This window comes from Cupriavidus sp. LA-1 (genome assembly GCF_055385985.1).
Map to the genome: position 1 here is coordinate 947010 of NZ_AP031388.1, position 23444 is coordinate 970453.

A 23444-nucleotide genomic window follows, 5' to 3' on the forward strand; every position below is an offset into this window, starting at 1 on the left:
AGTTGCACTGTACAACTTGTATGAGTTGCACAGTACAACTTACACTGGGGTCGGTCAAGCCCTTTTGTGAATGACGATGAGCGCCAAACAGCCTTCCCCCCAGCGTCCCCGCCGTAGTCCGGCGTTCCCCACGCCCTATGCGTCGGTCGATGTTGTGATCTTTACGGTACTTGATGACACCCTGCAGGTCTTGCTCGTGCAACGGCCGGGCGATGGTGACGAACCCTTTCCCGGCAGCTGGGCCTTGCCTGGCGGCTTTATCGATACGGTGGTCGATAGCACCATCGAGGACTGCGCGCGTCGCAAGCTCGAGGACAAGACCGGGGTCAGGAGTCCTTATCTGGAGCAACTGGGGAGTTGGGGGAGTGCCACGCGTGACCCTCGCGGATGGTCAGCCACCCATGTCTACTTTGCCTTGATTGCGGGCAACAACGTGGCGCTCGCCAAGGGGGCAAACGCCGCCGACGTCGCGTGGTTCCCGGCCGACAAGGTCCTGCGCGAGTTCCAACTCGCGTTCGACCACCGCGATATCCTGCAAGTCGCGGTCGAGCGGTTACGCAGCAAGGTCGAATACACATCGCTACCGGCGTTCCTTCTGCCGGAGCCATTTACGCTCTCTCAGCTGCAGCACGCGTACGAGGTTGTGCTTGGGCGGCCGGTCGACAAGAGCGGGTTCCGCACGCGGATGCTTTCCGCCCGATTCCTTGAGGAGACTGGATATGCAGAGGGCGAATCCAATCGCCCGGCGAAGGGATTCCGACTGGTCGACCGCAATGCGCCGGTGATATTTCCCCGAACGTTCAGCCCGCGTGGTCGCGATTGAACAGGAATTGCAAGCCCTTGCGAGAGCCTGGATTTCAGGTCCCGGCCAACTCCAGTCAGTCCACGCTACTCATCACGTGGACATTCAAGGGTCGGCTCCGCTCCAGCACAAGACCTACGCCGGTTCGACCCGTGATGGTGGGAACGCCTGCACTTGGCTCTGCTGATCCGATTGCGCGAACATGACAAGATCGATTGGAGCCGGGCGAGTATCGATCAATGCCAGTTACATGCTGGACAGGACACTAGCCTTTCGCATTGATGACTTGAGGCGCCGCGTCTTCTGCCACGGCCTTCAGATCATTGAGCAGGCCCGTACGCGCCTGGTCGGCTTTTGCTGCGGCAGATTCCCTGACGTGGCCGTAGCCCCGTACCGTTTCCGGAACTCTGGCGATGCTGACTGCAACGGCATGCGTCTTTCCGTTCAACGCCTTGAGCAACTCCTCCAGGTCCGCCTCATACTGAGCGACCAGGCGACGGTCCAGTTGTCGTTCGGCGTTGTTCCGGAACGGGTCCAGGATCGTACCGCGCAGGAGCCGCAGGCGCGCCATCGCGCGCAACGCCTTCATGAACCACGGTCCCACTTCAGCCTTGACGAGGTTGCCGGCATGGTCCCGCCTGGAAAACGGCCAGGCGCCAATGTGAAAGTGCAGCTTGTACTCACCCTCGAACTCCCGCTGCAAGGCATCCGTGAAATCACGATGACTGAAAAGACGCGCGACTTCCCATTCGTCTTTTACCGCCAGTAGCCTGAAATAATTCTCCGCCACCGCGCGGCCGAGTGCGTCGCCGAGACCCAGCCGCTCCTCGGCGGAACTGATGCTCCGCACCCGCTCCTCATATCGCCGGGCAAGGGCTTCCCCACTGTGCTCGCGCAGCAACTGGGCACGATGCCGGACCATGTCCGGAACACTGCGCTTGGCACGCGGCACGAACTGGATCACCTGGGCGGACTGGCGAGCCTTCTCGATGCTCAGCCGCTCCACGGCCTGCAGGTCGTGCGCGGCCCGGCGGCCCCAGGTAAAAGCCTCCTTGTTCATCGGCACCGAAACGCCATTGAGTTCGATGGCCTCTTGTATTGCCTCAAGCGATACCGGCACAAGGCCCCGCTGCCAGGCAGCGCCGAGCAGGAACATGTTGGCGGCAATCGCATCGCCCAGCAGTTCCCTGGCCAGGCGTTGCGCCTCCAGCATCAATGCCCCCTCCCCCAGCCGCTGCCGGAGCTGGTTTGCCAAGGCATCGGCGTCGATCTGCCAGTCGGCATTGCGAGCGAATTCAGCCGTGGGAATCAGGTCCGTGCAGATCACGCCCTGGCTGACGCCGTCCTTTAGCTTGGACATCGATTCGTCGCCGGCCGCGACGATGAGATCGCATCCGATCAATGTGCTGCATTCTTCCGCGGCGATACGGGTTGCATGCAGCATGTCCGGCTTGGGCGCGATGCGCACGTGCGAGCTGACCGCCCCGTATTTCTGGCTCACACCGGTAATATCGAGGTTCGAACTGTAGTAGCCCTGCAGGTGGGCAGCCACCGCCAGGGTCTGTCCGATGGTCACCACCCCCGTGCCGCCGATACCCACTATCAGGATGCTGGAGACCTCGGTCAGAAGCGGAATCGCCGGCTCGGGAAGCTCGTACGGCCACTCGGGCAGCTTTGCGCCCTTGCTGTTCGCACCCGGCCTGCGTACCTTCCCGCCGTGTACCGTGACGAAGCTCGGGCAGAAGCCGTCCACGCAGGAATAGTCCTTGTTGCAACTGCTCTGGTTGATTCGCCGCTTGCGACCCAGTTCGGTTTCCAGTGGTTCGATCGACATGCAGTTGGAGACCTTGCCGCAATCGCCGCAGCCTTCGCAGACCGCCGGATTGATAAAGGCGCGCTTGTCGGGATCGGGCAGCTTGCCCCGCTTCCTGAGCCGGCGTCGCTCCGTCGCGCAAACCTGGTCGTACAGGATGACTGAGACGCCCAGGTATTCGCGGAAATCGCGCTGCACGGCCTCCATTTCACTGCGGTGATGTACAACCGTACCCGGTGGCAAGCCAACGCCTTCATACTTCCCCGGCTCGTCGGTGACCACCGCCATCTTCATCACGCCTTCAGCCGACAGCGCATGCAGGATCTGAGCGGGCGATTGCCCGGTTTCGACTGGCTGACCGCCGGTCATCGACACGAAGCCGTTATAAAGGACCTTGTAGGTAATCGGCACAGCCGCCGCAACGGCCTGGCGCACGGCCAGGAAGCCGGAGTGGGCGAAGGTCCCATCACCAAGGTTGGCAAAGACGTGGCGCTCTTCGGTAAAGGCATGCTGGCCCAGCCACATGACCCCCTCTCCGCCCATCTGGGAGACCGTGGTCGTCTGGGCCGGATTGTTTAGCATGGCGATCGTATGACAACCGATGCCCGCCAGCGCCCGGCTGCCTTCCGGCAACCTGGTCGAGCGGTTGTGTGGGCAGCCGGAGCAGAACCCCGGCAGGCGCATGGGTGCGCCTGCCCCGCCTTTCGCGGGACCCGGCATGGCCTCGTGCAAGCTGCACGTCGGATTCGACAGTTGCAGCGTGTCAGCGATGACCGCCGCAATCTGCAGGGGGCTCAGCTCTCCGGAGCTCGGGAAAACCATCGGACCTCGCGCCGGGTCGAACACGCCGCCACCCGAGTGCTTGCCGATGATGCGCGGCATTGCTGAACCGCCGTAGAGGGCCGAGCGGAGCTGCTCCTCGAGGATAGGCCGCTTTTCCTCGACGACGATGATGGTCTCCAGACCTTTCGCAAAATCCTGCAAGATCACCGGATCGAGCGGCCAGATCATGCCGATCTTGAGCATGCGAACACCCAATTGTCCCAGGCGCTCCTCGCTCAGGTTCAGGCCCGCCAGCGCCTGCAGCACATCCTGCCAGGATTTTCCCGCCGAAACGATGCCGATTCTGGCGTTATCGGGATTTGTCGTGATGCTATTGAGACCGTTGGCGCGTGCATATGCCATCACCGCCTGGAGCTTGTGGTGATAGAGACGATCCTCCTGCGGCAGCGGTCCATCGATGCTGCGAATGCTGAGTTCATTGCCCGCCCCTTCCGGTTGCGCTGGCAATGACTGAGGCAAGCTGATGCGTGGCGAATCCTGCGACACGTAGACCGAACCACCGCCTTCTACAACGTCTGTCACCACTTTCATCCCTACCCAGCAGCCGCTGGAGCGGGACATGGCGATCCCGTGCAAGCCGTAGTCGAGCAATTCCTGCGTGTTGGACGGGTAGAGCACTGGCATGCCGACCGCCATGAAGATCTGGTCGGAGAAATTTGCCACGGTCGAAGACTTGGCGCCGTGATCATCGCCGGCCAGGCAGACCACCCCACCCTTGGGCGAAGTGCCTGCCAGGTTGGCATGGCGCAGCACATCGCCAGACCGGTCGACGCCCGGCCCCTTGCCATACCAGAAGCCGAACACCCCATCGACCGTGGCCCCCGGAAAGCTTCCCACATATTGCGAGCCCCAGATCGCGGTCGCCGCAAGATCCTCGTTCAGGCCGGGCCGGAACTGAATGTTGTGCTGACTGAGGAAATCCTGAGCGCCCCACAGTTCCGCGTCGTAACGGCCCATGGGAGAGCCCCGGTAGCCGGAAATGTACCCTCCCGTATTCCAGCCCATCGCCAGATCGCGTAAACGTTGCTGGATCGGCAACCTTACCAGCGCTTGCATGCCGGTCATGTAGACCCAGCCTTCCTGGATCTGGTATTTGTCATTGAGTTTCGTGCCAGCTCGAACGAGTGCGGTATTCATAGGTGATCCGGATGGAATAGTCCAGGCATGGGACGAGAGCCGACCAGCCATGCCTTTGCGATGCATGGGGCGCGAGCGGAAACTGGAGCCACACAAGCAGCCTGCCGCCCTTCCTGCAAACCGTGCAGGGGATCGGCATGGGCTTCTGCCGATTCGATGACCCTGCTACGGCGCGTTTGCGCAGAGGGCACCGGCGCCTTGCAGAGATGCGCCGCAGGTCAGCCACAAAGCAGACGCTTGCGGCTGCCAATGCCGGCGCTCAGTTGCTTGAGACCGACAAGGAAACCCCGTCAGACGCTCATCTATTGCAGCTCAATATTCGTGGAGTGAACAACGTTGCGCCATTTCTCCATCTCTTTTTCCGCTAGCAAGCGGGCTTGCGAAGGCGAGCTTCCCGTCGCCGTGAAGCCAAGATCCTTGATGCGCTGCTGAACGCCCGGCTGCCGAAGCGCCCGCTGCAGCTCACTGTTGACCCGCTCGATGATCGGCGCCGGTGTACGCGCCGGTGCCGCGATCAGCATGGAGGAAACGATTTCATACTTGACGAGGCCGAGCTCCTTGAGCGTCGGCACATCCGGCAAGAGGCCGGACCGCTGTCCGCCACCCGTCGCCAGTGCCCGCATTTCGCCATTGCGGACCTGGGCCAGCACGGCGGGCGCGAGATCGAAGGCGACATCGATGTCCCCGTTTTGCAGACCCGAATACAGATTCGATGACGTCTTGAACGGAATCACGTCGAAGTCGGCTTTTATGGAGGCCTTGAGCAGTTCCGCAGTCATCTGCTGCGTGGTACCGATGAGCGTCGTGCCAACCTTCACATGGCTGGTACGGTCACTCGCACCCTGCACAAAGTCCTTCATGCTCTTGAACCGGGAGTGCTTCCCGGCCAGTACCACGATGTCCGTCCTGGCGATGTCGGACACCATCGCAAGGTCTTTCAGGATGTCATAAGGTGGCGTCTTGAACAGTGACTGGCTCAGCGCATTGCCACTGCCAATCAGAACCAGCGTGTACCCGTCCGGGCTGGCACTTGCCACGTACTTGATGGCCCCGACGCCACCCGCCCCGGCGCGGTTTTCCACGACGACCGATTGGCCGAGCGCCGCACCAACCCGCTCTGCAAGCACGCGCGCCAGGATATCCGCGCTGCTTCCGGCAGCCACCGGCGCCACCAGTGTGATGGGCCTGACCGGGTACGACTGCGCATAGCTCATCCCGTGCCACCATCCACCCCAAGCGAGCAACAGGGCGCCCGCAGCACCCAGAACCATTCGTCTGTTCAAGATCCTGTCTCCTAAAATTTCGGCAGGTGCCGCCACGTCGTCGTTGGCAGGCACCAGCGGCAGCCTATACGATTGCTTTATCTTTCCTTGTGAACAGCATCGATGGCCGCTCGAGCCGTCGCCAGGCCTTGACAGGCGCTCCCGCCCGCAGGGCATCCATTTCGCGCCACAGAATCCTGCGCAGCATGGCAATGCCGACATCCGATGCGCCCAGGCACTCGTTGACCCGGTCAGCGATCACGCCTTGGCCGATGAGGGCAACATAGTCCTGCGCGCTCGTCAGGCGGATCAGGGGATCCGAGGGATATTGTCCGGTAAACAGTTCGTCATGGAAGTCTGCCGAGTTGTAGTCCTCGCAGCCCGCAAAGTAATCGATCCGCTCCTGGTCGGCCTCCGGCGTGGTGGAGGGCGTCGCGAACACGGCAATCTTCAGCGTGTGCCCGGTATCGACAGGCACCATCCAGTGGGAAACTTCCGTCCACGGATCATCGACATTGAGGCCCGGGATCGCGACGTAATTACCGTAGGGAAAGGTCCAGTCGCTGACGCGCTCTGAACCCTCGCGCAAGGCCGTCTGGCAAATGCCGGCTTCGGTTTCCTGATACCTGACCTCCGGCACATCCGTCGTGATGGCCTCGCCAAACACGCCGACCTTGCCGATCTGATGCGCAAAGCTGACATGCACCGCGTCCAGCGAGTTCTCGACATTTTGCAGCCAGTGGCAAGGCCAGATCTCCTTGCGCGCGAACACCAGCATGCCGTCCTTCTCGAACGCCTCCTTGCGCGGCAGATCGAACTCCGGCGGCTCCCCTTCCCCCATGTACGCGAAGATCAGGCCGCAATACTCGCGCACCGGGTACGCCGAGATGCGGATATTCGACTCGCGGCAATTGCGTTCCGCGGGGCGCTCCACGCACTTGCCGCTCGCGTCGTACTTCCAGCCGTGGTACATGCACCGGATTTCCTCGCCTTCGATCCATCCGGTGTGCAGCAATGTCAGCCGGTGAGCGCAACGCCCGGCGACCAAGTGCGGTTCCCCGCTTTCGCCGCGGTATAGCGCAAGGTCTTCGCCGAGAAGACGTACCGCCTTGCCCTTGCCATTGACGACTTCCCGCGAGACCGCAATAGGGTGCCAGAACCGCCGCAGAAGATCGCCCATTGGCGTTCCGCTTTCCACTTCGGTCAACTGCCTCAGTCGTTCGACCTGCTGCTCCGAGACTTTACTCTTTACCTGTGCCATGTTCAGCCCACCTTTACACGCAGTTTGTCAAAGCCGGCAATCTCGACTTCAAGCTCATCACCGCCTGCCAGGAAGCGGTTTCGCGATGCACCGACGCCTGACGGCGTACCGGTTGCAATCACGTCGCCGGGCAACAGCGTCATGTAGGACGAAAGCGTGGTGATGATCTGCTCGGTCGAGAAGATCATTTCCGAGATGTGCCCCTGCTGCACGACTTCGCCATTGAGGCGGGTGGTCAGCGACAAAGTGCGCTCGCGCAGGGCATTGATCACCGATGGGCCGCAGGTGATCGTGGGGCCGAGCGCGGACGCGCCATCGAGGCCTTTCGCCGCCGTCCAGTCCGGCCAGAAGCCTGCGCCGGCCGCGAGCTTCACCAGATCGCGTGCAGAACCATCATTCAGTGCGCAGATGCCCGCGACATAGTCCAGGGCGGTTTCAGCCGTCGCCGCCTTGCAGCGCTTGCCGATGACGACGGCAATCTCGCCTTCGTAGTCCAGTTGGGAGGTGACAGACGCGTTGGCGTCCAGAACGCCGCCATGGGCGACGAAATTGGACGGCGCCTTGTAGAAGATCAGCGGGCGCTCAGGCGGCTTGGCGCTGGATTCGACGCCGTGCGCCTGGTAGTTGATGGCAACCGCGAAAATCCGCGCGGTTGGGTCAACGGGGGGCAGCAGCACCGCCTCTTGCGCCGAAATGCGCTGCTTGACGGGCATGGCTGCCGCCCCGTTGGCGAGCACGTCGGAGAGCACATCGCCATCTTCCAGCAAGCCGATCATGTCGCTGTCCATGCGGCCGATAAAGATGCGGTCACCGCTCTGGAACCGACCGATCTTGATTGAAGTGTCCGACATTCGTCCGTCTCCTGTACCTGGGTAGTTGGTAGGTTGATTGTGGCCCGGACAACTTTGGAGGTCGAATCACGGCGCGGCCAGATTGTATTTTTTGTTTCGTTCGAGCGATCCGCACTCCAGCGCCGCGCAGCCCGCGCAGCCCGCCCACCAGAAGGTGGCCGCCAGGCGCCAGCCCGTTGAGCCCCCGCGGGATTGAAACATTGCGGACAATCGGATCCCCATCGCACTTGTTGCCACCGGGCCGACTTACCAGAATAGGACCAGCTTCCGCCAAGCGGCCGCCGCACCATACGAAGGTCGCGCACTGCGGCAACAACGCGCCCGGTTCACTCCGGTCGACAGCGCAACCAATCAACTCCCAAGACCGCAGCAGAGCCAGCCAAGGCGCTCCGGCCTGTCCGGCGGGGGGTCGGAGAGACTATGCAATACCTTAAAGCCCGCCTGCATTCGATTACCTGGCTCGCCCAGGGCATTCATGAATTCGATTTTCGGCCGGCCGACGGTGAGACCTGGCCTACGGCTATCGCCGGATCGCATATCGATGTGGTACTGCCGAACGGGGTCATGCGCAGCTACTCCCTTACCAATCGGCCAGGCGAGGACAATCGATTCCTGATCGGCGTCAACCGGGACCCGGCCAGTCGTGGCGGGTCAAGCTACCTCCATGAGGTACTGCGGGTAGGCCAGATCCTGCAGGTTTCCCCGCCGCGGAACTCGTTTCCGCTGATCGAATCTGCCGGTCACTCGGTGTTCATCGCGGGCGGCATCGGCGTCACACCGCTGTGGAGCATGGCGCACCGATTGTCCGAACTCGGCCGCTCGTGGGAATTCCATTACTCCGCGCGCAACCAGGACAACGCCGCGTTCGTCGATGAGCTCGTCACCCTTGCGGTTCGCACGGGCAACAAGGTGCGGCTGACTTTTGACGGCGGGATCAACGACAGAATGCTGGATATCCGCGCACTCGTCGGCACGTGCGCCGACGATGCGCACGTATACTGCTGCGGCCCGGTGCCGATGCTGCAGGCATTTGAAGTGGCCTGTTCCGGACGCGACCCTTCGACCATCCACCGCGAGTACTTTGCGCCCGCGCAGTCTGCCAGGGCCGATGCAGATGGCGAATTCAGGGTCGTTCTTTCAAAGACACAGAAGACGATCGTGATCGAACCGAAAACCAGCATCCTGGATGCGGTGCTGAATGCCGGTATCGATGTGCCATATTCGTGCATGGCCGGCGTGTGTCGGGCGTGCGAGACCGCGGTCATCTCCGGCACGCCCGATCATCGCGATCTTGCCCTCTCCCCCCAGGAGCAGGCCTGCGGCAAGACCATGCTGATTTGCTGTTCGCGCGCCAGCTCCGAGGAACTGGTGCTCGACCTTTGAAGCAAGGAATGCGCTGCGCCGACCGAGTCAGTGCAGCGTCACCCGGTGCCTTCGGCCATCGCCGACAGCCTGGCCTTGTCGACAATGGCAATGCGCCCGTACTGCACCCGGACGATGTCGGCAAGCTCCATCTCGCGCAGCGCACGGTTCACCACCTGCCGGCGCGTTCCCAGCATGGTCGCGATTTCGTCCTGGGACAGGTTCACTTCCGACGCCTCACGGCATCGGATGTTCCTGGCAACAAAGGACAGCAGGAGCGCTGCAATGCGTTCACGTGTTGAAAATGTCGAGGCGCTTTCATACAGGCTCAAGGCGTTGCGATAGCGGTGGTCCAGGGCGGCGAACAAGCTGATTGCCAGACTTCCGTCGGCGCGGACCATGTCGCGCAGCAGCGCGGCAGGAATCCGTACCAGCATCGTGGGTTCCTTGCAGGTCGCTGTATAGGTGAAGGGCGAGTTGGTAATGACCGGCCCGATGCCGTGACAATCACCCGCGAAATACAGCCATGCCGTGAATTCGCGATCGGACACGCGACGCGACAGTTGCATGGATCCCGTGACCACGAGATAAAGGAAATCGGCGACATCTCCTGAACGATGCACACAGGCATTGGCATCGTAGCTCACGACATCAGCCGCCGCGATCAGTCTTTCGACGGCTTCGCCGGGCCAACCGGAGAACAATTCCGACTGTGTAATGGAAAGTTTGGTGAGGACGCGGCTCATAGCCCATGGATTGTCCCTCGTACGATTCGGAACCGCCTATAGGGAAAAACCGCCACACGTCGTTATCCATGACGGCTCAAGGCATCCGTGTGGAGGCACCGGACGGATCGACAATGAAGCTGTCGCCCTCTGGCTCCAGCGCGATCCGGGGCCGGCGCGTCGATTGCAGCAACCCAGTACAAATCTCGGCCCGGACAAGGATGGCCGCGTGCAGATGGCGTGCCTGGGCCAAGCTACCAGCATGGAAAAGGGTTCCACAGGCGATGCCTGTGGAACCATTAAAGTCCAGATACCGAGGAAAGTGTCATTCTGCCAGGCGTGCGGTATCGGGGATGAAGTTTTCGACACTGGCCAATCATCCGCAGCCGCTTGATCCTGAAGCGTGCTGCGCACATAGCCGCCAGTCCGCGGGATCGCCAGGCTTGTCGTCAGAACACGTGACGGATACCGATGGCGGCACCGAAACTGGACTTCTGCCCGGTGGCCAGCGCGTAGACATTGCCACTCGCCAGGCTGGCGGAGAAGCCGCTGGCCGCCGAGTCCATGGCCAGGCCGGCGTTCCGGCTATAGGCCGTGGTCAGGTAGATGTCGGTACGCTTGGAAAACGAATAGTCCGCGATCAGGAGAATTTGCCAGGGGTTGGGAACCTGGGTGCTTCCGCCCAGACTCTTCACGTTCTGGTAGTCATACTCGAGCGTGAAATCCAGCGTCGGCGACACTCGATACTGACCGCCAATCCAGTAGAAGTCATCGCGCTGAAGCAGCCGACCAGTCTGGTCCCTGTTCTGCGCCCAGCGGTAACCGCCCATCAGCACTGCCGTACCATTGAACGCGTAGCGAGCCATGACTGCGGCTTTCTTGTATGTACCATTGCCGGTGCCGATAGTGGGATTCCACTGGTCATAGCCGATCCCCAACCCGATTGGTCCTGACATGTAGTTCACCCCTGCACCGTAGGCGGAGTCACGGCGGAACTGCCCCGGAATTTCACCGTTGCCGCCCGCAGCCGGAACGCCGGGGTTGACCTGCGAAGGTGAAACCCCGACACCGAACGACCAGTGCGCCTGTGCCGTGATGGGACCAAAGGTCCCGGTGTACTTCGCCACGTTGTCCTGGCGGAAGTTGGAACCGGCGATGACACTTACCGCCTCATACTGCGTGGCATATCGCGCCGGCACGAAGTTGGCAAGCGCGGCAAACAGCGATTGGTACTGCCGGCCAAACGTGAACTGGCCAAACTGCGTGTCGAGACCAACGTAAGCCTGGCGACCAAAGAGGCGCCCGCCCTGCTGCAGGGTACCGGTATCGACATTGAAGCCGGTTTCCAGCACGAAGATAGACTTCAAGCCGCCACCAAGGTCCTCTGTACCGCGAAGACCCCAACGCGAGCCGGAGTATCCGCCGGAGTTCTCACGAACCACCGAGTGGGCCACGCCGGAATTGAATCCATTGCTTGCCTGCGGCACGGTGCCGACATGATTGACATATTCGACATTGACGTCGGCCACACCGTATAGCGTCACGCTGGATTGCGCCTGTGCTGCACCGCATGCCAGAACGGTGACCGCGGCAGAGATCATTCTTTTCATCAACTCCCATCCTCCTTGGCTTATAGCTTTCAGTTCATTGTTTCCAGGGCACAACCATTACGACATCGGGCTCTTCGGCCGCCGCCCCTGGGAGAAGGCCGCGAAATCCGGCGTCTCCCATCGCACCCAATTCATGCCACGACGGCATGCCGCCATGCCAGATAGACGCGTGGCACGACATTTGCCATTGACCAGCGGGCGATCTCCGCACCGAGAAAGCGCAATTGCGCAGAAGCCTGAAGTGCGCCCCGCCTTCAGCGACGCACAGTCTTCCGGGGAAACTTCTGAAATGGACGCGAGCCAGCAATTGACGGGGGCATTGCTGATGCTAGGAGTTTGTCGGATTTTCGGGATCTCCAGTCGTCCGGCGGGACGGGTTGGGCGTTGATAAATTCACAGTTCGCTGAGTGAGCCCATAGATGAGTCGTTTCGTGCCCGTTGATCGTCAGACCGACTATCTGTTGCCACCGTCAGTGGAGGACTGGTTGCCGGAAGGTCATCTGGCGCGGTTCGTAGTGGAAGTCATCGAGCAGATGGACCTGTCGGAGCTGAGTGGGGCGTACGCGGGTCGCGGCATGGCGGCGCATCACCCCGAGGTGCTGCTTGGCTTGCTGGTGTACGGGTATGCGACCGGAGTGTCTTCGAGCCGCAAGATTGAGAGAGCGACCTATGACTCGGTGGCGTTCCGCTACATTGCGGCGAACACGCATCCGGACCATGACACGCTGGCCACCTTTCGCAAGCGGTTTGCGAGCCAGTTAGAGAAGCTGTTCGTGCAGGTGCTGCTGATCGCGAAGGAGATGAAGCTGGTCAAGCTGGGCCGGATTGCGCTGGATGGCACCAAGGTGAAGGCGAATGCGAGCAGGCACCGCGCGCTGTCGCACGGGTATATCGGCCGGATCGAAGCGCAGTTGCATGAAGAAGTGCAGCAGTTGATGGCGATGGCCGAGACCGCCGATCGAGAGAGTCTGCCAGATGGGATGGATGTACCGGCGGAGATCGCACGGCGCGAAGCGCGACTGAAGGCGTTGGCCGAAGCGAAGGCGAAGATCGAGGCACGGGCGCAGGAACGGTTCGAGCAAGAGCAGCAGGAGTATGAAGCCAAGGTGGCGCGTCGCGAGGCGCAGCGCAAAGACGGCAAGAAGCCGCGGGGCAAGGACCCGGAGCCGCCGCAAGGCGGTGCCAAGGAACGCGACCAGATCAACCTGACGGACGAAGAGTCGCGCATCATGCCGGTGTCCAGCGGCGGCTTCGAGCAAGGCTACAACGCGCAGGCAGCGGTGGATGTCGAGACGATGTTGATCGTGGGCACCTCAGTGACCCAGCAAAGCAACGACAAGCGCCAGGTCGCACCGATGATCGACGTGCTGGGGGCGCTGCCCGAGCCATTGGGCCAGCCTGAGATTTTGCTGGCGGATGCGGGCTACTTCAGTGCGGCCAACGTCGTCACCTGCGAGGCGGCGGACATCACCCCGCTGATTGCGATCCAGCGCGACGCCCATCATCTGCCGCTGATGGAACGCTTCGCCGACGATCCGGCGCCGCCTGAGAGCACCGATCCAATCGTCAGGATGACACACCGACACAAAACGAAGGCGGGGCGAGCACTGTACGGGCTGCGCAAGAGCACGGTCGAGCCGGTGTTCGGCATCATCAAGCGAGTGATGGGATTCCGGCAGTTCTCGCTGCGCGGACTGTCCAACGTCGCGGCGGAATGGTCGCTGGTGGCGCTCGCGTGGAACATCAAGCGGATGAACGTATTACGGGGTGCATAGGGCCGATCAGCGGGCTTCTTGTGCGGTCAAAAAGCACCCGATTGCCTTCCTCATCCACTCTCAAATACCTTCATCGCGTATCACGACTGCGATGAGCCCGCCAACCGAAGCGAACCCCGTCACGACCTGATGTTTTGAATCACGCTTCACCTCAACTCCGACGAACTCCTAGGGAACGGCTAGTGGTGAGGCGAGCAGGTCATGCAGCGAAATGTACATATTGTTTCCATTACAAATTCATTGTCGCCAGGATTCAAAGGCCTTGCCTTCTCCGGATCTTGGGGAAGAACCATCGTGTAGGCTGAGGGATCATCCCCCGGCGCTCTCACACACCGTACGTACGGTTCCGCATACAGCGATTTACGAACAAGACTGCAAGCGCCGCCGAGTGCGCTGCGACGAGACCAGCGCAAAGGCGTCGAAGTAGCGTTTCGGGAAGGCGGCGCCCATATGGCTCGCCCCGCAAGGGTGCTGACCGGGTCGAAGACGACCATTGCGATCGCGGCGATGCTGCTATCCGACGTGGCTCGCTTTCAGGTGGTGCAGTGTCCACCGATGCTGCGCAGCGAAAACGCCCGCATGTCCGGTCGGGTGTACGTCGACATTCGCGGGCTGGACCTGCGCTCGGCGGTTCAGGATATACAGACGGCTGTGGCCAGGACGGTGCTTGGAGCAGGCCACCTCAAGCTGAAGGGGGTGGTCCCATTCACGCTGCTGATCATCTTCGTACTGTGCCTTTGGGTACCAATATGGCAGAAGGCATCAAGAACCGGATCAAAGTGATCAAGCACATGAACTATGACTTCCGGGATGCCCGCTGCTCCCTCCTCAAGCTCCGGGCGGCCGTCCCCGAAGATCGGTGAAGAACTCTTTTCAGCCTACCCGGCGCATCAGGCTGTAGCTCTGACCTGATGGCCCGGAATCTGGTTGGCCCGCCAAAAACAGCGCCATCGGCACTACATCCTCGGGATCCTTCAGCCATTCCTCCCCGGAAGTGATGAACTTTTCGCCGAAGCCCGTAATGGCGGTCCGAACTGGTCCTGGAATCAACTCGTTCACAGAGATCCTGGCTTCGTTCAATTCCGACGCCAGGCTCTGTGTCAGCATCCACAAGCCCGCCTTGGAGCAGGCATAAGCCGACACACCCTTATTGGGCCGACCCCGCATTCCAGATCCAACTATGATCATTTTTCCCGCTCCACGCCGACGCAGATGAGGAATCGCGGCGTTAGCCGTATTGAAGGCGCCCGTCAGGTTCACGTCGATCGTCTTTCGCCACAACTCTGGATCAGACTCCTCAATTGTGCTCCGTTCCATCGCGGCACCCGCATTGATTACGACAATGTCAACGCCGCCAAACTCCGCAGCGGCCTTGGCGTACATAGCCTCCACGGTGGCGTAATTTGTCACATCCATCGTCACGGCGGCCGCTCGTCCTCCCTGTCTGGAAACCAACTCGACCGTTTCATCAATCTCACTCTTGGACCGGGCGCCGCAGACGATCGCTGCTCCGGCTGCCGCATAGGCAATTGCGACTGCGCGGCCAATGCCTCGTCCGGCACCGGTAATGACTGCGACCTTGCCTTGCAAGCTCACGCTGATTTGGTTTGCATTCATACACGTCTGCGTTGTCGTCATAGAATTTCAGGGCTGCCTCGCCAATGCAACATCTCGCCATTCAGGCACGATTCTTCTGCGGTCGGGGAGCGTCGTACGCCCACTCGACGGAGCAGGAATGCGTCACAGCCGCCAGCTTGGCGGCCCGCGTCAGCGCCTCGTACCGCAAGAGCGCGCCCGTGCAGTTTGAGCATTTGTGGAAACCATCCCAGGGAAAAATCGTTGAGCAGTCGCACCGACAATTGCCAAACCACGTTGACTCAGCTTTCTTTGTCGGGTGACACTCGATATATGATCGACGGCGCCGGAGACCAATGCGAGAACCGAACGCACTGGACTGTCTCTTTTGTGACAGTAGTCACCCTTGCGCCGGGCGGGCGCTTCCCGCTCCCCCGACTTGCCGACGATGCCATGGCGCTGGCGAAGTCTCTCGACCCGCTGGCGGCAGCGGCGCCTGATCTGGCGCACACCATGTCGGGTTCCCCGCAGGCAGGCTATGTGGATGCCCTGCTCAAGGCCGGTGCCGCGTTCTGTCCGGGGAAGTCGACGGCTGCGGAGCGGCATCACCACCTGATCGCATCATGGGATCATTGCGGCATATACGATCAGACTTCATCGATCCGGCAAGTCAGACAGAGGCTTGCCCTTCTCGCCCCAGGCGCGAGCGATGATCTTCCCGAACGCCACCCCTGGAGTCAGTGTGCCGAACCCGTCCAATCGCCGCCAAGACGGGAGGCACAGAACGCATCCGAAAGACCCGCCGGCCGACATAGTTCGCCGGGAGGCCGTAGTACCTTGGAAGCTGACATTGAAGAGGCGAAGAATCGAGAGGCCGAGTCACGCCCTGAGGTGGTCAGTCAAGGTTTTTCAGCGTAAAGCTGATTTCCGACACGGCAGCGCCAGGTCCGTGGTGCCACGGAAGGCATCGGCAGTCGGCGGAGGCAGGTGAACCGGTCTCCGCCGCTTGAACGATGCTTCAATGGCATCGGCTCCCGGCTCCATCCCTGCTTATCCCGCCACGGACTGCGGACCAGTCGCCCCGCTCGCCGTGCGTGTCGCGAGATAGCGTGACACGGTGCGCCGCGACTTCTCGGGATTGATCATCAACCCGCCGAGCACCCCGCCGACAACCATGATGGCGCCACAAAAGGCAAAGCCCGCCTGGTAGCCCTTCGCGCCGCCAATCCCTTCAATGAACAACGCGGATACCAATGGTGCCAACACGCCCGCGACAGAAGCGATGGAATTGTCGATGGCGAGGATGGCGCCACGCTGCGCGCCCGGAGTCACTTCCGCCAGCATGGCCGGGCCCAGCGAGTAGATCGTCGGGGAAACGCCCACGGCCACACCGATCAGTGCCACGCGCCAGATCGGCGCAAGATCCGTCGCCCACACGGCAATGAACGCTCCCCCTGCAAGCAGCAGCGTCGCTGCGGAGAAGATGCCGCGGGCTGCACGCGAAGTCGCGCCACGCTTCAGCATCCGTTGGGCGAGCCAGCAGCAGCCAATCACCGTCGGCATGCTGATCGCGACGATGACCGCATAGAGACGGCCGGCCTGGATGCCAGAATAGCCGAGCCCGCGCTCCAGATAGGCTGGCAGCCACGTCAGCGTCAGCGCGAGCGCCCAGTAGGCAACGAAATGCAGAAGGAAGCAGGCAAGCACGGTTGGATCCGAGAGCAGCCTCGCATAGGGCAGCCGGTCATCGGTTCCGACGGTGGTCACCCCGGAATGCCTTGCATCGATACGCCCCTCGCGGCCAAGCGCCATCCACAGCAGGGCCCAGATCAGGCCGACGGCGGAAAGCACATAGAAGTTCGCCCGCCAGCCCCAATGCTGCGTGATCTGCGGAATCACGATGCCCGCGATCAGCAGGCCGACACTACCGCCCTGCGAGAAAAACGCGACCGGCACATTGCGCCTGTCGTCGGGAAACCATTTGTAGGCCGCGTGCACGGCGATCGGAAACGCCGGACCTTCCGCAATACCAAGCAGCACCCGCGACAGTATGAGCACCGCCAGACTCGAGGACATTGCCAGGGGAATCTGAAACACCGACCATGTCAGCGACATCACCAGCAGCATCGTGGTGGTGGCGACCCGGTTGGCCATGAAACCGCCCGCCACGCCGGCGATCGCAAACAGCCAGAAGAAGCTGCTTGCCACCAACCCGAACTGCGATGGTGTCAAGTGCAGTGACTCCATCATCGGCACGGCCAGCAGGCCGATGACGATCTTGTCCAGGAAATTCACCACCATGAACAGGAACAGCAGGACCGCCATTCGCCACGCCTTGGCGGGTTCGTAGATAGGGCTCATGTTGTCTCCGAGATATTGTGTTGGGATGCCGTGGCCGTCTTGGCGCGGCCTGTCATCGCCGAGTACGCGCCAGATCGCATGGCGTAGAGGTGGGGTATGCCTGCGCGGTGTCAGTTCCGCTCAGCCGCGCGCGGCACCGAGGATCATGTCGGCCGCCTTCTCTCCGATCATGATCGACGCGGCGTTGGTGTTCGACGAGCACATGGTCGGCATGATGGAAGAGTCCACCACGCGCAAGCTGGCCATGCCATGCACACGTAGCTGGCTGTCCACGACGGCCATCGGATCACTGCCCATCTTGCAGGTCCCGATCGGGTGCCACGACGTCTGCCCCGACGTCTTGATGTATTCCAGCAGGCCGGCGTCATCCTGCACGTCCGCGCCTGGCCGGGTTTCGCGTGCCACGTAGCCGGACAGCCCTCGCTGCTGCGCGACGTTGCGCGAGAGGCGCAGCGCTTCCAGCATCGCGTGCCGGTCGCTCTCGGTATTGAGATAGCGCGGCTCAATCACGGGCGCTTCATGCGGGTCGGTGTTGCGGATATGCAGGTGACCGCGCGAATCCGGTCGCAACTGGAAGAAGCCTACCGCGAAGCCGGGGAACGGATCGAGGCCGAAGCCCCTTCCGGCGTAGCGATCCGCGCCGGTGAGGTGGTGAAGCTGAATCTTGACCGCCGGGCGCCCGGGCAACCCGGACGTGCGCGCCAGTGCGTGGACGGTAGCCGACGGCGTGGCCATGATGCCGCGCCGGGTCATCAGGTAACGCATGCCCATCCAGCCTTGCCGGATCGGGCTGCGCACGATCTCGTTGAGCGTGATCGGCCTGGTGCATTCAAAGGTGATACGCGACTGCAAATGGTCGATAAGGTTCTCCCCAACGCCGGGCAGGTGCTGAAGCACAGGGATGCCGAGTGCCTGCAGACGCGCCCCGTCGCCGATGCCTGAGAGTTCGAGCAGTTGCGGCGATTTGATCGGGCCCGCGCTGAGGATGACCTCGTGCGCCGCCATCGCGCGGCGCCGAATGCCCCCTTGCTCGTACTCCACGCCAACGGCGCGCTGGCCATCGAACAGCACGCGCGTGCCGAGCGCCTCGGTTGCCAGCACCAGATTGGCCTGCGGCCTGCCGCGCAGGTAGCCAACCGCCGTACTGCAGCGCCTGCCACCGCCAGTGGACAGTTGCAGGTAGCTCACGCCCTCGTAGACGCCGCCGTTGTAGTCGCTGGCCGCCGGAATGCCGGCCTGCTGGCAGGCTTGCACGAACGCATCGCTGAGCGGGTTCGGATGGACTGTCGACACCGACGACACGCTGATCGGTCCGCTGCGGCCTCGCACTTCGTCCTGGCCGCACTCGGTCCTTTCCAGGCGCATGAAATACGGCAGCAGCGATGCGTAGTCCCAACCCTGGTTGCCGAGCGCGGCCCAGTGATCGAACTCGGCGGGCTCGCCACGCACGAAGATCATGCCGTTGACCGAACTCGAGCCGCCGGGCAGGCGGCCACGCGGCCAGTAAATCTTCTGCCCGGCAAGCTGGGGCTGGGCCTCGGTCTGGAAGGGCCAGACGTAGTCGGGATTGAGCAGCAGCTTGGCGACTCCCAGCGGCACGGTGACCCAGAAGTCCTTGTCGCGCGGGGCGCCGGCTTCCAGCAAGAGCACCTTGCCCTTGCCGCGCTCGGCAAGGCGAGTCGCCAGCGTTGCGCCGGACGAGCCGGCGCCCACCACGATGTAGTCGTATGTATCTGCGGTTTGGGAATTCACGGCATGTCCCCTTCAATGCGCGGCGTACCAGACGCCGAGTTGTTCCGCCTCGGCGCCCATGCGCTGAAATTGCCGATCCGGCATTTCCGGTTGTGGCTTCGCGGGGCCGAACTGCGGGGCCTCCGGCTCGACCTTCAGCGCGACAAACACCGGACCCCGGGCATCGAGCAGCGCGGGCAATGCCTGGCCAAGCGCGGGGGCGCTGTCGAAGCTGTGCGCACTCGCATAGCCGGCGGCCAGCGCCATGGCGCAGAAGTCCACGTCACGGCCGCCCGGCACCGGCAGGTTGGACGCGCCCGTGAACTGGGCACCGTTCTGCACGACGAAATGGATCAGATTCGATGCACGGCCGTCGGCGACAGTGACCAGGCCACCGAGCTGCATCAGCAGGCTCGCGTCGCCATCGACGACGATCACGCCGTGGTCGGGCCGCGCCAGCGCCAAACCAAGACCGAGGCTCGCAGCGCCGCCCATGAGCGGCACCGAGCTCAGCCGGCATTCCGTCACGCCAAGTACATCGAAGGCGAACATCGCCCCCATCGTTGCCACGATCACGCGCTCGCCGCGCGCCTGGGCGATCGCCTTGCAGGCTTCCACAATTCGCATGATGCTCTCCCTCAGTTCCACGCCACGGGGCGTCCGACAATCAGCGCCGCCGCGCCCCGGCGGGTCAGCGCGGCGTCATAGGCCGCGGGCACGGCTTCCAGGTCGGAGGCCTCTTCCAGTTGCCAGTACGGCACATCGAGCGTGTCGAGCAGCGGCTCCAGCAGGTTCACCACGCGCCGGCGCGACTGCGTGCTCGGCTGGCTGAAGTTCTCGGCTTCGCGACCGAACTGGCCGATCAGGAAGACAGTAGGAATGCGCGCATCGAGCGCCACGGCACGGATGGTATTGACGCACGCGTAGAGGCCCTGGTTCTGGATCACCACGAGCGGCCGCTTCCCGGCAACCGTCAGGCCCGCTGCCACGCAGACGGCCTGATCTTCGTTGCAGGTGCGGACCAGTTCCACGCCGCCTTCGCCGCGCTCCACGGCCTGATGCAGTGCAAGCTGGACGAAGTCCGGCACCGTGACAAAGTGACTGACACCCGCCCGCTGCAATGCAGCAAGATAGGCGGATGCGCCGATGCTATGATCGTCGGCCATTGCTGTCTCCTGGCTTTCCGTTGATGTGCCGGCGATTCTAAGAAGGCGTGTCCCGCAAATCTGTAAAGAAAATGACAGAATCCGCCCGGCCCTCCCACCGTTCCCTGGCGTCCGCTGTACTCAAGCGGACAGCCTGGTTCAGCACCTGCAAGCCGGAAACACTGGAAACCCTGCTGCAGGAAGGACAGGTGCGCTGGCTCAAGCGTGGGGAAATCATGACCCGGCGCGGAGAGCCGGTGGAGCAGCTCTGCCTGATCGTCGATGGCGTGCTGGAGGTCAGCGCCACGACGTCGACCGGCAAGCGGCACGTGGTGCGCTACCTGGAGCCCGGGCAGTTGATGAACCTGATCCCGGTGCTGGATGAGCAAGGCGCGATCCACGATGCCGTGGCGCATGCGGACACTGTCGTCCTGCTGCTGAGCAAGGCACTGGTCCGGCAGACCCTGGCCAGTGAGCCGGAACTGGCGCTGGCCTTCATGCGGCTGCTTTGTCTGTGCGCGCGCCTCACGTACCTGAACCTTGCCGAGAGTTCCCTGTCGACGCTCCGCGCCCGTTGCGCGCGCACGCTGCTCCATCTCGTCGATCCATACGGCATGCCACGCACCGACGGGGTGGCGATCTCACTGAAGCTGTCACAGGACGAGTTCGCCGACATGGTTGGCCGATCCCGACCCATCGTCAATCGGGAGCTCAAGCAGCTGGAACGCGAGGGGATGATTCGCATCACCTATTCGCATTTGCTGATTCTCGACGTGGCCGGGCTGAACGCGATCGCGGCGGAGATGTAAGGCGCGTAACGTCAAACAAGAGGTGCGGCCTGTGACAAGCAGGCCGCGGCGCCATCAGCGCAATCTTTCAGACTCGCGCCAAGGTCCTGTCCACCAATCCTCACAATATCGCGTTATGCCTCCGGAAGCGGAATTGCCAGGGTCAGCCGCAGATCGCTGGCTCCGCTCGTACAGATCTGAAATAACCGGAAAACGTGAAAAAGTGCCTTTTCGCAGTGGCCGCGACGTCTGCCCTCGTCGCGGTCTGCGCCAGCATTGGTAACGCTGGTGCCACCCCTCCAACGCTCGCCTCGATCACGCCACGCACGCCGACCATCAGGAAGGATCCGTCTTCTTCTGGTCCCACCGCGATCGCGCCCAGGTCCACCTACGCCAGGATCGACCCGCGCCTCGAGTTCTTCAATGCGCTCAACTCCCTGCGCGTTGCCATGGGTGTAGGCGCGTTGCGGCAGGACGCCGCCCTGGACGCCGCGGCTGAGAACCACCTTGAGTATATGAGGTTCAATGCGGTGATGAGCCATACGGAGATCCCGGGGAATCCTGGTTTCACCAGCGTCGATCCGTACCAGCAAGTGCTTGCTGTCGGCGGCTCGCATCGGCAATGGGTCGGGCAGAATGCTTATAGCGGCGAGATTGCCCGCTGCCTTGGTGCGATGGTGAACTCGGTTTACCACCTGCAAGGGATTACCAGCAACCAGGAAACCATCGGCCTGGCCATGCACGACAACTACTGCGTGGCGAACTTCGGTGTGATGACCGCAGCCGGAACCGGCGGCTATGGCCTCGCCCAATGGGGCGGCCAGCAACTGCCCCCCGGCACTGGCGCCCACTACCCGGCCGCCAATGCCAACGTCCTCGGCTTGTTCATTCCCGGGGACGAGATCCCGAACCCGGCGCCGGATCTGGCCAGCGCCGGTACCCCGATCATGTTCCGCGTCAACGTGGAAAAGCCATCGGACGTGCTGACGGTGTCGAACTTCATCCTGACGGGACCAGGCGGCAGCTCCGTGCCCGCTCGCATCCTGGTGCCTGCCGAATCCAAGGCCGGTTCGGTTGCTTCTGCGATCGAGGACGCGAGCCTGTATCGCGGCGTGGTATTTCTGCTCCCGACGCAGCCCATCGCTGCCGGCACCTACACAGCGACTTTCGCCGGTGCACGAAATGGTGTGGCGATCAACAAGTCCTGGAGCTTTACGGCGTACTGATCAGCATCTTCCGCGTCCAGGGAGGCCGCGATTGCATCAAGCGTTGCCCCCCGGCGCGACCGCAACGAATTCAGGCGGCGTACGACCCGAGTTCGATATCGTCAAGGATGTCCGTGCGGGTTGGCGACCAGCCCAGCAAACGCCGCGTCATCTCTGACGACATGCGCTTGTTCAACGAGAGACTCACGCCGACCGGGCCGCCAGCGGCGTACATCTCCTCGAGCCGGAAACTTGCCGTGTGATCGCCGGCTCCAATCATGCGGCTGACCGCCGCGGCAAGCTCGCGCTGGCTCACTTCACCGGCCACGCCATGCAGCACCGCGCCAGCGGGCGCCCCCTCGACGGCGAGACAATACAGTTCGGCCAGATCATCCACATGAACATATCCCTGCAGCGTGCCGCCTGACCCCAGGTGGGGAGCCACGCCTTTAGCGCGGGCCATCCGGATGAGTGCGGGCAAGTCGTAGCTGCCGCCGTTTCCATAGACAAGGCCCGGACGCATCACGATGCCGCGGACACCCGAGGCGTTGGCGACTTCTTTCTCCGTCTCGACGCGCGCGCCCATCGCGGCGCCGAACATGTCGATCAGCTCGGGCGGCACATTTGCCGATGCGGGGGCGAAGACCGAGGGTGGCAAAGGCAGGCTCACATTTTCATCGAAAACGTCTCGCGTCGCCTCACCGTCATTGAAGATGCCAAGGACCGCCGAGCCGCTGGTGAAGATAAGGGTCTTGCCCGATCCCTTTGCGGCGCCGAGCATGGCGCGAATTGCATCCCGATCCTGCGCGAATGTTTCAGCGCTGCCCGCCAGGGAGCCGATGCTTGCGGTGCTGACGATCGTGTCGACTTCGCTGGCTGCCCTGATCAGGCTCGCGCTGTCGGCGAAATCGCCGGCAACCGGGGTGATCCCAGCGCGGCGAAGCCGCTCGGCGGATCCTTCCGATCGTGCGAGGCCGAAGACCTCATGTCCGCGTTTGACGAGCGCCTTGGCGGCGGCGCCACCGATATAGCCGGTCGCTCCGGTCACGAGAATCTTCATTGCGTTTCTCCTTGGCGCGTCGGCGTTCTTTCCTGATATTTCATGTCCGTATCCTATTGGTCTGAGAGTTAATGCCACCGTCCGAAGCCGGCGTATGGTTGCGTGGACCCTGCTTCATGCAGCCGTGTAGCCGGCGAT

The 23444-nt window shown here is 62.4% G+C and carries 19 protein-coding genes; 7 read left to right on the plus strand and 12 right to left on the minus strand.

Annotated elements, in window-relative coordinates; all coding sequences use genetic code 11:
- Positions 1–76: 76 nt before the first annotated feature.
- Entirely contained in the window at positions 77–823 is a 747-nt protein-coding gene (locus ACZ5MJ_RS23465; RefSeq protein WP_464226054.1) for an NUDIX hydrolase, read from the plus strand.
- 244 nt (positions 824–1067) lie between these two features.
- On the opposite strand, the gene ACZ5MJ_RS23470 is transcribed toward ACZ5MJ_RS23465, so the two are convergent.
- From ACZ5MJ_RS23470 to ACZ5MJ_RS23485, 4 genes are all read right to left on the minus strand, one after another.
- Entirely contained in the window at positions 1068–4595 is a 3528-nt protein-coding gene (locus tag ACZ5MJ_RS23470; RefSeq protein WP_464226055.1) for an indolepyruvate ferredoxin oxidoreductase family protein, read from the minus strand.
- A 302-nt stretch (positions 4596–4897) separates the two neighbouring features.
- Positions 4898–5878, minus strand: coding sequence for a Bug family tripartite tricarboxylate transporter substrate binding protein (locus tag ACZ5MJ_RS23475; RefSeq protein WP_464226056.1), 981 nt, complete (start codon positions 5876–5878; stop codon positions 4898–4900).
- Between the two features lie 64 nt (positions 5879–5942).
- Complete coding sequence (locus ACZ5MJ_RS23480; protein ID WP_464226057.1) at positions 5943–7118, minus strand: Rieske 2Fe-2S domain-containing protein; 1176 nt, start codon at positions 7116–7118, stop codon at positions 5943–5945.
- A 2-nt stretch (positions 7119–7120) separates the two neighbouring features.
- On the minus strand, positions 7121–7969 hold the full coding sequence (locus ACZ5MJ_RS23485; RefSeq protein WP_464226058.1) for a fumarylacetoacetate hydrolase family protein: 849 nt from the start codon (positions 7967–7969) through the stop codon (positions 7121–7123).
- Positions 7970–8389: 420 nt separating this feature from the next.
- On the opposite strand from ACZ5MJ_RS23485, the gene ACZ5MJ_RS23490 reads away from it, so the two are divergent.
- Positions 8390–9352, plus strand: a complete 963-nt coding sequence (locus tag ACZ5MJ_RS23490; protein WP_464226060.1) for a PDR/VanB family oxidoreductase — start codon at positions 8390–8392, stop codon at positions 9350–9352.
- Between the two features lie 38 nt (positions 9353–9390).
- On the opposite strand, the gene ACZ5MJ_RS23495 is transcribed toward ACZ5MJ_RS23490, so the two are convergent.
- On the minus strand, positions 9391–10077 hold the full coding sequence (locus ACZ5MJ_RS23495; RefSeq protein ID WP_464226061.1) for a Crp/Fnr family transcriptional regulator: 687 nt from the start codon (positions 10075–10077) through the stop codon (positions 9391–9393).
- Positions 10078–10505: 428 nt separating this feature from the next.
- Positions 10506–11666, minus strand: coding sequence for a porin (locus ACZ5MJ_RS23500; protein WP_464226062.1), 1161 nt, complete (start codon positions 11664–11666; stop codon positions 10506–10508).
- A 419-nt stretch (positions 11667–12085) separates the two neighbouring features.
- Here ACZ5MJ_RS23500 and ACZ5MJ_RS23505 point away from each other — a divergent pair, with 419 nt between their 5' ends.
- On the plus strand, positions 12086–13441 hold the full coding sequence (locus ACZ5MJ_RS23505) for an IS1182 family transposase (protein ID WP_464219218.1): 1356 nt from the start codon (positions 12086–12088) through the stop codon (positions 13439–13441).
- A 450-nt stretch (positions 13442–13891) separates the two neighbouring features.
- Entirely contained in the window at positions 13892–14224 is a 333-nt protein-coding gene (locus ACZ5MJ_RS23510) for a hypothetical protein (RefSeq protein WP_464226688.1), read from the plus strand.
- A 90-nt stretch (positions 14225–14314) separates the two neighbouring features.
- Here ACZ5MJ_RS23510 and ACZ5MJ_RS23515 read toward each other — a convergent pair whose 3' ends face one another.
- Positions 14315–15058, minus strand: a complete 744-nt coding sequence (locus ACZ5MJ_RS23515; RefSeq protein WP_464226064.1) for an SDR family NAD(P)-dependent oxidoreductase — start codon at positions 15056–15058, stop codon at positions 14315–14317.
- Between the two features lie 222 nt (positions 15059–15280).
- On the opposite strand from ACZ5MJ_RS23515, the gene ACZ5MJ_RS23520 reads away from it, so the two are divergent.
- Entirely contained in the window at positions 15281–15934 is a 654-nt protein-coding gene (locus tag ACZ5MJ_RS23520; protein ID WP_464226065.1) for a hypothetical protein, read from the plus strand.
- A gap of 132 nt (positions 15935–16066) precedes the next feature.
- On the opposite strand, the gene ACZ5MJ_RS23525 is transcribed toward ACZ5MJ_RS23520, so the two are convergent.
- The 4 genes from ACZ5MJ_RS23525 to ACZ5MJ_RS23540 form a co-directional block, all read right to left on the minus strand.
- Positions 16067–17377, minus strand: a complete 1311-nt coding sequence (locus ACZ5MJ_RS23525) for an MFS transporter (RefSeq protein WP_464226066.1) — start codon at positions 17375–17377, stop codon at positions 16067–16069.
- A 120-nt stretch (positions 17378–17497) separates the two neighbouring features.
- Positions 17498–19129 (minus strand): GMC family oxidoreductase, encoded by a 1632-nt coding sequence (locus tag ACZ5MJ_RS23530; RefSeq protein ID WP_464226067.1) that lies wholly within the window; start codon positions 19127–19129, stop codon positions 17498–17500.
- Positions 19130–19141: 12 nt separating this feature from the next.
- On the minus strand, positions 19142–19735 hold the full coding sequence (locus ACZ5MJ_RS23535) for a thiamine pyrophosphate-dependent enzyme (protein ID WP_464226068.1): 594 nt from the start codon (positions 19733–19735) through the stop codon (positions 19142–19144).
- Positions 19736–19746: 11 nt separating this feature from the next.
- Positions 19747–20274 carry a thiamine pyrophosphate-binding protein gene (locus ACZ5MJ_RS23540; RefSeq protein ID WP_464226069.1) on the minus strand — a complete coding sequence of 176 codons (528 nt, stop codon included), beginning with the start codon at positions 20272–20274 and terminating at the stop codon, positions 19747–19749.
- A gap of 71 nt (positions 20275–20345) precedes the next feature.
- Between ACZ5MJ_RS23540 and ACZ5MJ_RS23545 the strand changes: the two genes are divergently transcribed.
- Entirely contained in the window at positions 20346–21062 is a 717-nt protein-coding gene (locus tag ACZ5MJ_RS23545) for a Crp/Fnr family transcriptional regulator (RefSeq protein ID WP_464226070.1), read from the plus strand.
- Between the two features lie 194 nt (positions 21063–21256).
- Positions 21257–22267: a CAP domain-containing protein gene (locus ACZ5MJ_RS23550; RefSeq protein WP_464226071.1), complete on the plus strand. Its 1011-nt coding sequence runs from the start codon at positions 21257–21259 to the stop codon at positions 22265–22267.
- A 70-nt stretch (positions 22268–22337) separates the two neighbouring features.
- Here ACZ5MJ_RS23550 and ACZ5MJ_RS23555 read toward each other — a convergent pair whose 3' ends face one another.
- Positions 22338–23306 carry an NAD-dependent epimerase/dehydratase family protein gene (locus ACZ5MJ_RS23555; RefSeq protein WP_464226072.1) on the minus strand — a complete coding sequence of 323 codons (969 nt, stop codon included), beginning with the start codon at positions 23304–23306 and terminating at the stop codon, positions 22338–22340.
- Positions 23307–23444 lie beyond the last annotated feature (138 nt).

Excerpts from the sequence above, each read along its gene's own strand:
- ACZ5MJ_RS23465 (WP_464226054.1), top strand. The coding sequence starts at position 77 with ATGAGCGCCAAACAGCCTTCCCCCCAGCGTCCCCGCCGTAGTCCGGCG.
- ACZ5MJ_RS23470 (WP_464226055.1), bottom strand. The coding sequence starts at position 4,595 with ATGAATACCGCACTCGTTCGAGCTGGCACGAAACTCAATGACAAATAC.
- ACZ5MJ_RS23480 (WP_464226057.1), bottom strand. The coding sequence starts at position 7,118 with ATGGCACAGGTAAAGAGTAAAGTCTCGGAGCAGCAGGTCGAACGACTG.
- ACZ5MJ_RS23485 (WP_464226058.1), bottom strand. The coding sequence starts at position 7,969 with ATGTCGGACACTTCAATCAAGATCGGTCGGTTCCAGAGCGGTGACCGC.
- ACZ5MJ_RS23490 (WP_464226060.1), top strand. The coding sequence starts at position 8,390 with ATGCAATACCTTAAAGCCCGCCTGCATTCGATTACCTGGCTCGCCCAG.
- ACZ5MJ_RS23495 (WP_464226061.1), bottom strand. The coding sequence starts at position 10,077 with ATGAGCCGCGTCCTCACCAAACTTTCCATTACACAGTCGGAATTGTTC.
- ACZ5MJ_RS23500 (WP_464226062.1), bottom strand. The coding sequence starts at position 11,666 with ATGAAAAGAATGATCTCTGCCGCGGTCACCGTTCTGGCATGCGGTGCA.
- ACZ5MJ_RS23505 (WP_464219218.1), top strand. The coding sequence starts at position 12,086 with ATGAGTCGTTTCGTGCCCGTTGATCGTCAGACCGACTATCTGTTGCCA.
- ACZ5MJ_RS23510 (WP_464226688.1), top strand. The coding sequence starts at position 13,892 with ATGGCTCGCCCCGCAAGGGTGCTGACCGGGTCGAAGACGACCATTGCG.
- ACZ5MJ_RS23515 (WP_464226064.1), bottom strand. The coding sequence starts at position 15,058 with ATGAATGCAAACCAAATCAGCGTGAGCTTGCAAGGCAAGGTCGCAGTC.
- ACZ5MJ_RS23525 (WP_464226066.1), bottom strand. The coding sequence starts at position 17,377 with ATGAGCCCTATCTACGAACCCGCCAAGGCGTGGCGAATGGCGGTCCTG.
- ACZ5MJ_RS23535 (WP_464226068.1), bottom strand. The coding sequence starts at position 19,735 with ATGCGAATTGTGGAAGCCTGCAAGGCGATCGCCCAGGCGCGCGGCGAG.
- ACZ5MJ_RS23540 (WP_464226069.1), bottom strand. The coding sequence starts at position 20,274 with ATGGCCGACGATCATAGCATCGGCGCATCCGCCTATCTTGCTGCATTG.
- ACZ5MJ_RS23545 (WP_464226070.1), top strand. The coding sequence starts at position 20,346 with ATGACAGAATCCGCCCGGCCCTCCCACCGTTCCCTGGCGTCCGCTGTA.
- ACZ5MJ_RS23555 (WP_464226072.1), bottom strand. The coding sequence starts at position 23,306 with ATGAAGATTCTCGTGACCGGAGCGACCGGCTATATCGGTGGCGCCGCC.